This is a genomic window from Lishizhenia sp. (assembly GCF_033720595.1).
In the GTDB taxonomy this organism is placed as follows: domain Bacteria; phylum Bacteroidota; class Bacteroidia; order Flavobacteriales_D; family Crocinitomicaceae; genus Lishizhenia.
The window spans coordinates 1-9,258 of record NZ_JAWWCF010000118.1 but is presented as its reverse complement, the minus strand read 5'-3'; the positions used below and the strand labels follow the sequence as shown (position 1 = coordinate 9,258).

The following is a 9,258-nucleotide window of genomic DNA, read 5'->3' as shown; positions in this document are numbered from 1 at the left end:
TTTACACTTTTTCGCCAATTGGAAGGCACCTTCTTTAAACTCCATCATGTGGGGTAAGTTCTCATCTGGAATGCCACCCTCTGGGAATATGGCCAAGCTCCATCCTTTGTCAACCGCTTTTTTACATTCAATAAAAGATTTGGCAGCTTTTAACCTGTCCTTTCTAAATACAGGAATGTTGTAGTTCTTAAAAAAGGTCTTCACCAAAGGGTAGGAGAGTATCTCACTTTTTCCCAAGAATAAAAATTTGTGTTCAGGAAGTATGCTGTACATTAAAAAAATGTCGAGATACGAAGTGTGATTAGCACATATAATATAAGGTCCTTCAGGGATGTCTTTTTTACCTTCCACTCTTACCGCGTAAAAACAAAAAATGCGCATGCAGTAAGACCAAAGTACACTGATTTTAAATGCATGTTGTTGCCAAGGTTTAAACTTGATAAACAAAAACATGAGGGGATAAAAGAGCAGCAAGAAAAATGCAAACACCACTCCGATGTACAATTTCCAAAGGTTAAAAAAAAGGGCTCCTATATATTTCACGTTGCATTAAATTTTCCGCTTGCTAAAGTAGCTAAAACTATTTTTTACGGAATAAAAGAAAGGGTGATTTTCTGTGTCAAAGTTACTTTTTCAAAAGAACCTTTTCTGAGTAGCTTTTGATCAGGTGTCAGTGTCTAATAATTCTTCAGATTTTGGAGCTTTTTCCTTCATCATTTCTTCTATTTTGTAATGCGGAATAACGCGGAAGGCAAATTTATATCCTTCGGCTATACCTAAGAACCAAAAGATAACCGATAATAAGCTTAAATTTTCAATGAAAATATCTAGAATAACTCCGAAGTTACCTCCAAAAATTACATCGGTTAATGAAATATCAAATTCATTGGTTATGGTGAAGATGATGGATAAGTAGTCTCCCAATAGGATACTGAAAAGGGTAAGCGCCCCACCGGTAAATCCAAATTTTTCGTCTATACCTTTCCCGGTGAATCTTAAGGTAAAACCTATGAAGAGTCCTATACCAATGGCTACAATACTTAAGTTATATCCTGAAACTACGGCAATTCCCGCCCAAACACTTGCTCCGATTAGAGCCGCAGTTAATCCAGCAATTAAGCCAAGCTTGTAATTCTGTTCTTTGTAAAGTTTATCCTTTATGGCTTGTGGCAAATACGCAATTGCATCTTTTGAATATTCTGCTTGTATGTGAGCATCATTGACGGTGTTGCTTCTTTGTATAGCCGGGTCAACTTTAAAGCTTTCACAATCTTCTTCGAAGGTAGCTTTTGCGTTGGTCAGGTTACAAACCACTCCTTGATTAGGGTCAAAGCCGCGGTTTAAACATTGTTTACAATAGTAAAGTTGGTCGTTTTGATTCATAGTGTTAAGAATTAGTGCCCTGAAAATACAAAGTATTAACGAATTAATCTGTGGGTATTCATTGTGGGTATTTAGGGAGGTGAAATTTGAAGTGGTGAAAGGCGTAAAGATGGAGTGCAGCAATTGTTCACTTTAAACCCCTTATTTTTCTCCGAATGTAGCCAATTTAACTAAACTCATTCTAAATAAGCTGAGAATTGTCCTTTTTCGGTGAACATCGTTAAATTTGCCTTGTTTAGATTATAAATTACTACAAATACTATGAGTAACTCATTTTTTAGTTCGTCTCTAGGAAGGAAATATGCCATGGCGTTATCGGCATTCTTCCTAATGTTATTCTTATTACAGCATTTTAGCATAAATATGATGTCTGTAGTAAGTCCAGAAATGTTTAACGAAACATCTCACTTCATGGGAACAAATCCTATGATTCAGTACTTAATGCAGCCTGTGTTGATTTTTGCTGTTGTATTCCACTTTGTGATGGGATTCATCTTAGAAGCAAGAAACAAAGGGGCAAGATCAGTAAAGTATGCTAAGTACAACGGAGCAGCAAACGCTTCTTGGTTCTCAAGAAACATGTTGATCTCTGGTTTGGTAATCTTGGCTTTCTTAGGATTGCACTTTTACGATTTTTGGTTGCCAGAGGTAACAACGAAGTTTGTTGAAGGTGATATGTCTGGTTTAAATGCAGCTGGAGAATTTAGATACTACGAAGAGTTACAACACAAGTTTGTGGATGGATGGAGAGTAGCAATCTATTGTATCGCATTTGTTTTATTGGCAATGCACTTGTTACACGGATTTAACTCAGCATTCCAATCAACTGGAATAGACGGTAAAATGGCCGCGGGAAGAAAGAAATTCGGAACAGCTTTCGCTATCATCGTTCCTTTAGGATTCATCTTCATCGCATTGTTTCATTTCTTAACTCAAACAGGACATTAATCATGGCAATATTAGATTCAAAAGTACCAAAGGGTCCAATTAAAACTAAATGGACTGATTACAAGAACAAAATTAATTTGGTAAACCCAGCGAATAAGCGTTTAATCGACGTTATCGTTGTTGGAACTGGATTGGCTGGTGGTTCTGCAGCAGCTACTTTGGCTGAGTTAGGATATAACGTAAAAGCATTCGCTTTCCAAGATTCACCACGTAGAGCGCACTCTATTGCAGCGCAAGGAGGTATTAACGCCGCTAAAAACTACCAAGGTGATGGTGACTCAACGTACCGTTTATTTTACGATACGGTTAAAGGGGGTGACTACCGTTCTAGAGAAGCAAACGTATATAGATTAGCAGAGGTTTCTGCAAATATTATTGACCAGTGTGTTGCACAAGGTGTACCATTCGCACGTGATTACGGAGGGTTATTAGATAACCGTTCTTTCGGTGGGGTATTGGTATCTCGTACATTCTACGCAAAAGGTCAAACAGGTCAACAGTTATTATTAGGAGCTTACTCTGCATTGAACAGACAGATCGGTAGAGGTAAAGTGAAAATGTACAACCGTCACGAAATGATGGATGTAGTTATTGTTGACGGTAAAGCGAGAGGAATTATCGCACGTAACTTGGTTACAGGAGAATTAGAAAAGCATTCAGCACACGCTGTAGTTTTAGGAACAGGTGGTTACGGTAACGTATTCTTCCTTTCTACAAACGCAATGGGATCTAACGTTTCTGCGGCATGGAAAGCACACAAAAAAGGAGCTTTCTTCGCGAACCCTTGTTACACACAAATTCACCCAACATGTATCCCAGTTTCTGGAGATCACCAATCTAAATTGACATTGATGTCTGAGTCGTTAAGAAACGACGGTAGAATTTGGGTTCCTAAGAAAATGGAAGATGTTGAAGCGATCAGAGCGGGTAAATTAAAACCAACTCAAATTGCTGAAGAAGATAGAGATTACTACTTAGAAAGAAGATACCCTGCATTCGGTAACTTAGTACCACGTGACGTTGCATCTAGAGCGGCGAAAGAAAGATGTGATGCTGGTTATGGAGTGAATGCAACTGGAGAGGCAGTTTACTTAGACTTCTCTTCTGCTATTCAACGTTATGGAAAAGAGCAAGCAACTGTGAAGCACTTGAACGTTAACGATAAAGCATTAGTAACAAAATTAGGTAAGGAAGTAGTTAAGGCGAAATACGGAAACTTATTCCAAATGTATGAGAAAATCGTTGATGAGAACCCATACGAAACGCCTATGATGATTTATCCAGCAGTTCACTACACAATGGGTGGATTATGGGTAGATTACAACTTGATGACAACTGTACCAGGTTTATACGCAATTGGAGAGGCTAACTTCTCTGACCACGGTGCTAACAGATTAGGTGCATCTGCATTGATGCAAGGATTGGCTGATGGTTACTTCGTATTACCATACACAATTGGAGACTACTTATCTCAAGATATTAGAACAGGAGCTATTTCTACAGAAACGAAAGAGTTCGACGAAGCATTGAAGTCGGTTGAAGACCAAATCAATAAGTTCGTGAACAACAACGGTTCTCAATCGGTTGACTACTTCCACAAGAAGTTAGGTAAAATCATGTGGAACAAAGTAGGTATGGCCCGTAACGAGCAAGGACTTAAAGAAGCAATCGAAGAGATTTCTGCTTTAAGAGCTGAATTCCACAAAGAAGTTCGTGTTCCAGGTGGAGCTAACGAATTCAACGAAGAATTAGCTAAAGCTTGTAGAGTTGCTGACTTCTTAGAGTTAGGAGAATTGTTCGCTAAAGATGCATTACTAAGAGAGGAATCTTGTGGTGGTCACTTTAGAGAAGAATACCAAACTGAAGAAGGTGAAGCAATGAGAAGACCAGAATTCCAATATGCAGCAGCATGGGAGTTCAAAGGTGAGCCTAAAGATGCAGTAATGCACAAGGAAGACCTAGTGTTCGAAGATATCGAAGTAAAAGAGAGAAGTTACAAGTAATTTATAATTAGGAAAAGGAAAGAGAGCCAAGCGTCTTTTCCCTTTTCCCTAATAACTTAAGAAAGATGAATCTTAATTTAAAAATTTGGCGTCAAAAGAATAGTAATGATAAAGGTGGAATGCAGAGCTACCAAATTAGCGATGTTTCTCCAGATATGTCATTCTTAGAAATGTTGGATGTATTAAACCAACAATTAAATGATAAAGGTGAAGAGCCTATCGCTTTTGACCACGACTGTAGAGAAGGAATTTGTGGAATGTGTTCATTACAAATTAATGGTGAACCACATGGACCAGATAGAGGTGTAACTACGTGTCAGTTACACATGCGTAAATTCAACGATGGAGATACAATTTACATTGAGCCATTTAGAGCGAAAGCTTTCCCTGTAATCAAGGATTTGGTGGTAGATAGATCTGCATTTGATAGAATTCAACACGCGGGTGGTTTCGTATCTGTAAACACTTCTGGTAATACACAAGATGCTAACGCAATTCCAATTCCTAAAGATGATGCTGACAAAGCATTCGACGCGGCAACGTGTATAGGATGTGGAGCATGTGTTGCTTCATGTAAGAACGCTTCTGCAATGTTGTACGTTTCTGCTAAAGTTTCTCAGTTTGCTTTGTTGCCACAAGGTAAAGTTGAAGCGAAAGACAGAGTGTTAAACATGGTGAAAGCTATGGATGATGAAGGATTTGGTAACTGTACAAATACTGGAGCATGTGAGGTTGAGTGTCCAAAAGGAATCTCTCTTGAAAACATTGCTCGTATGAACAGAGAATACCTTTCTGCTTCATTGAAGAAATAAGACGCAAAATTTCTGATATATCAAAGGCAAGTTCAATTCGTTGGACTTGCCTTTTTGTTTTTCTCTAGGAATTATTTTAAAGTGGCATCTTTTTCTGCACGCTTGAATTCCTCTTATGCTCAACCACCAAAAATTTGACACCTTGCTAAAAAGTCTAAAAAATTACTATTTTCATTGTGTTCAATATTGAACAACTTACTTAACTATTTAATTTTTATGGAAGAACTATTGTTGGACCAAGAACAGAGCGCAACTCAATTAAATAAGGCTTCTCTTGGAGTACGTTTTGGAACCTACATCATTGATGCTTTATTCTTATTTGTTATACAAACAGTGATTGAAGTAATAGGTGTGGTGATGAGTGATAATCCATTTGAAGAACCTACGACTGTTAATGTGTTTACAGGGCAGTTGATATCCTTGTTAATCTTCACCGTATACTATGTGGTTATGGAAGGAACTACAGGTAAAACAATCGGTAAATATTTATTGAAAACACGTGTAGTATCCAAGGATGGAAAGAAACCTACCATGTCACAAATTATTGGTAGATCTTTTGCGCGTATCGTTCCTTTTGAACCCTTCTCATTTTTTGGTTCTGAACCAACAGGATGGCACGATAGATGGTCAAAAACGCTTGTGATTAAAGAGTAGTTATTTAGCTTATCACGAATTTGGGCGACAAGAAAACACGTCAGGATATAAAGGTCCTTCTCCTCAAAAGAAGGGCCGCTTTTTTAATAGATTATATACTGGTATATTTTCTAAATCATATCTTATTCGCCTTCCTTTTCGATCCCCCAACATATCATTACGAAAAAGAATTTTGGTTGGTCTTTGTAGCCTTGTTTTTTTGTTACGGTATCTTTTTGGATTGGATCCTAGGTCAAACTCCCGGCAAAAGAATTTTAGGAATCAGAATTGTGGATGAAAATGGGAATACTCCAAGTTTAGTGGCTTTACTTTCTCGTAAAATAAGTAGTGCCGTTTTATTCCTATTTCTATCAAAATCTTCAGAAGTTCCTTTCAAAGATACTTTTACAAAAATTATAACTGTAAAAATTTAATTTTCAGCCTCTCCTTCTTTTTCATTTACTGCGGATATTTCCCATTTTTCGATGTATTATTTCCTGCTACTTCTAGCGATTGTCATTAAACGACAAAATTAGTACCCCCTTAGATTAAACCCTTTTGCATATGAAGTGTCTTACTAGCACAGCAGTAGTTATTTGGCAAGTAAATACCTAGTAATGGGTATAGTATGCTTGTTTGAATTTCTATTTTTGCATCAAATTTATAGAGAAGAAATTAGAGAATGAAGACAATGTATAGCAAGTGGATATTGGTTTTAATGGGAATACTCTTTTTGAATGCGGCTTCATGGGGACAAGAAAAAGTAACGCTTTCTGGAATAGTAACCGATGCTGATTCACAACAAGCAATTCCTTATGCCACGGTTAAAGCTATCAATGCCATTGATTCGGCGGTTATAGGAGGTACAACAACGAATGACTCAGGGAAGTTTGAATTAGTCGTGAAAGTTCCTAAATTCTTCTTACAAGTAAGTTTCATCGGTTATTTTAAAGATACTATCAGTGAATTTGAGGCGGGAAAAGGGGAGATAGACCTCGGGACCATCGCCTTGAACAAAGCTGTAAAAGAGTTGGATGGAGTTAACATTCAAGCCGAAAAATCGACGGTAGAATTTCAGCTAGATAAGAAAGTGTTTAACGTAGGTAAAGATTTAAGTAGCACGGGAGCAAGTGCACTTGAAGTTTTGAATAATGTTCCTTCTGTAAATGTTAGTATAGAAGGGGAAATCAACCTAAGAGGAGCAAGTGGAGCGCAAATTCTAATTAATGGTAAACCCAGTGTTATTGCTGGTGAGCAAGGAAATGCTCTAGGAACCATTACGGCAGATATGATAGAACGTATAGAGGTAATCACCAATCCGTCCGCAAAATATGATGCAGAAGGTACAGCAGGTATTATCAATATCGTATTAAAGAAAGAAGAGAAAAAGGGATTGAATGGATCTATATCTTTAAATACCGGAGCTCCCCACAACCATAGTTTGGGTCTATCTCTAAACTACAGAACCGAGAAGTTTAATTTATTTAGCCAACTGGGTGCAGGTTACCGTTCCTTGCCGAGATATAGCGAAAACATAAGTTCAGATTTAATCAACAATACTTCTGTAATTAGTGATGGGTTGAACTATAGAAATGAGAATTTCTATAACCTCAATTTAGGAACGGACTACCATATCAACGATAGAAATGTACTGACGCTTTCAGGGTCTGTAGCACTTGAATTGGAACAGCAACCTTCTACTACGAATTTTGCTTTTCAAGACTCATCGGGCAACATTGTTTCTACTTGGCAAAGAACAGAAACAACGGAAGCTGTAAATCCTAAATATCAATACGACCTCATTTACAAGAGTACTTTCAAAGACAATAAGGAACACACCTTGTTGATGAGTGCACAGGGGAATTTCTTTGGTAAAGATCAATCTTCTGAATTCTTTAATAGAATTGTTAGTGGGAGTAATCAAAACAGTGAGCAAAGGACGAATACTAATTTCCAAGAGCGCAAGCAAACTTTTAGTGTAGACTATGTGAAACCATTTAATAAGAAGCTGAAGCTAGAAGCAGGTTCTCAATATGTTATTCAAGATGTGAGTAATGATTATGCTGTTGCTGATTTAGTAAACGGTGAATGGGTACAAGATATGGGCTTGACCAATATTTTTGATTACAATCAGAACGTTTTAGGGATTTATGCAACGGGTGCTTATGAAGGTAAAAAGTATGGGTTAAAAATGGGATTAAGGGCAGAAAATACAGACCTATTAACTGTGCTAAAAACTACGAATCAGACCAATGATAGAAACTTTACTAATCTATTCCCTAGTGTGCATACATCCTATAAAATCAACAAGCGCTTTTCTTTACAAGCAGGTTACTCTAAGCGTATTTACCGACCAAGATTGTGGGATTTAAATCCCTTCTTCAATATTTCAAACACCTTCAATATTAGAACGGGGAACCCCAACTTGATGCCGGAGTTTACTGATTCTTACGAGTTGTCGAGTATCTTCATCTTTAAGAAAATGAGTTTGAATGTTAGTGCTTTTCAGTTGTATACAAAGGATGTGATAGAGCGTATAGCGAGCTTTCAGAACAATGTTACCACAACACAACCAGAGAATGTTGGTACCAAGAGGTCTACAGGTTTAGAAATGAACATGAAGTATTCACCTTTAAAGAAATTGGATATTCAAGGGGATGTAAATTATAATTTCTTTACAAGAGATGGAGCTTTAAACGGTACATCTTTCGATTTTAATGCCTCTCAATGGTCAACGAAATGGACCGCGAAAATAAAACTACCCTATAAGTTTGATTTAGAAATCACAGGAAATTACCAGTCGGCCTACCAAACCGTACAAGGAAATGTAAGCGACATGTTATTTATGGATGCAGGATTGCGCAAGAAGTTGAAAAAAGGAAAAGCTGTATTTAGTTTGTCTGTAAGAGACGTTTTTGCATCTCGTATACGAACAGTGGAAACTTTTCAGGGAAATTTCTACAATTTTAGCGAAAGCTACAGAGGTAGATTTATTACCCTTGGATTTAGCTATGGTTTCGGTAAAGGAGAAGCCATGCAGTATACAGGAGGTAGAAGGTAGTAGCCTACTTCTTTCTGATTTGATTTTTTAATGTTTTACCAACTTCCTTAAGGGAGTTGGTTTTTTTTGATCCAATTTTCATCAACCGTTTAAATCTTTCAGCATTATTTTCATACTGGTCTTCGAGCTTTCAACTGATTTTAACAGGAAGCAAACAGCCTTTTCTGTATCTTCGAAATAAAATACAATCTTATGCGCCATATTTTTACTTTTTTAAGTGTAGTTATCGCATCTAGTTTCACCTTCGCTCAAGACTATTTTCAGCAAGAGGTGAATTATAAAATAGATGTGAAGTTAGACGACCAAAATCACATGTTAAGAGGGTTCGAATACATCGAATACTATAACAATTCGTCAGACACATTGAATGTTATTAAAATGCACCTCTGGCCCAATGCTTATAAAAATGCCTCAACTG

At 37.3% G+C, this 9,258-nt stretch carries 8 protein-coding genes and 1 pseudogene; 7 read left to right on the top strand and 2 right to left on the bottom strand.

Features of this window, described 5'->3' with window-relative positions; genetic code table 11:
• Window positions 1–543, bottom strand: a 543-nt coding sequence (locus R3333_RS09355; protein WP_318958526.1) for a lysophospholipid acyltransferase family protein, incomplete at its 3' end; no start/stop codon positions are given.
• A 120-nt stretch (window positions 544–663) separates the two neighbouring features.
• A complete protein-coding gene (locus tag R3333_RS09350) occupies window positions 664–1,383 on the bottom strand; it encodes a hypothetical protein (RefSeq protein WP_318958525.1) in 720 nt (239 codons plus the stop codon).
• A gap of 261 nt (window positions 1,384–1,644) precedes the next feature.
• On the opposite strand from R3333_RS09350, the gene R3333_RS09345 reads away from it, so the two are divergent.
• From R3333_RS09345 to R3333_RS09315, 7 genes and pseudogenes are all read left to right on the top strand, one after another.
• The gene (locus R3333_RS09345; protein ID WP_318958524.1) at window positions 1,645–2,331 is read left to right on the top strand and encodes a succinate dehydrogenase cytochrome b subunit; all 687 of its coding nucleotides are present in this window, start codon (window positions 1,645–1,647) and stop codon (window positions 2,329–2,331) included.
• Window positions 2,332–2,333: 2 nt separating this feature from the next.
• Window positions 2,334–4,334 carry a fumarate reductase/succinate dehydrogenase flavoprotein subunit gene (locus R3333_RS09340; protein WP_318958523.1) on the top strand — a complete coding sequence of 667 codons (2,001 nt, stop codon included), beginning with the start codon at window positions 2,334–2,336 and terminating at the stop codon, window positions 4,332–4,334.
• A 65-nt stretch (window positions 4,335–4,399) separates the two neighbouring features.
• Window positions 4,400–5,146, top strand: a complete 747-nt coding sequence (locus R3333_RS09335) for a succinate dehydrogenase/fumarate reductase iron-sulfur subunit (RefSeq protein ID WP_318958522.1) — start codon at window positions 4,400–4,402, stop codon at window positions 5,144–5,146.
• A 216-nt stretch (window positions 5,147–5,362) separates the two neighbouring features.
• Window positions 5,363–5,800, top strand: coding sequence for an RDD family protein (locus R3333_RS09330; protein WP_318958521.1), 438 nt, complete (start codon window positions 5,363–5,365; stop codon window positions 5,798–5,800).
• Window positions 5,801–5,820: 20 nt separating this feature from the next.
• The gene (locus R3333_RS09325) at window positions 5,821–6,213 is read left to right on the top strand and encodes an RDD family protein (protein ID WP_318958520.1); all 393 of its coding nucleotides are present in this window, start codon (window positions 5,821–5,823) and stop codon (window positions 6,211–6,213) included.
• A gap of 248 nt (window positions 6,214–6,461) precedes the next feature.
• Window positions 6,462–8,840, top strand: coding sequence for an outer membrane beta-barrel family protein (locus tag R3333_RS09320; RefSeq protein WP_318958519.1), 2,379 nt, complete (start codon window positions 6,462–6,464; stop codon window positions 8,838–8,840).
• Between the two features lie 192 nt (window positions 8,841–9,032).
• Window positions 9,033–9,258 (top strand): annotated as a pseudogene (locus R3333_RS09315) (hypothetical protein); the annotation flags it as partial.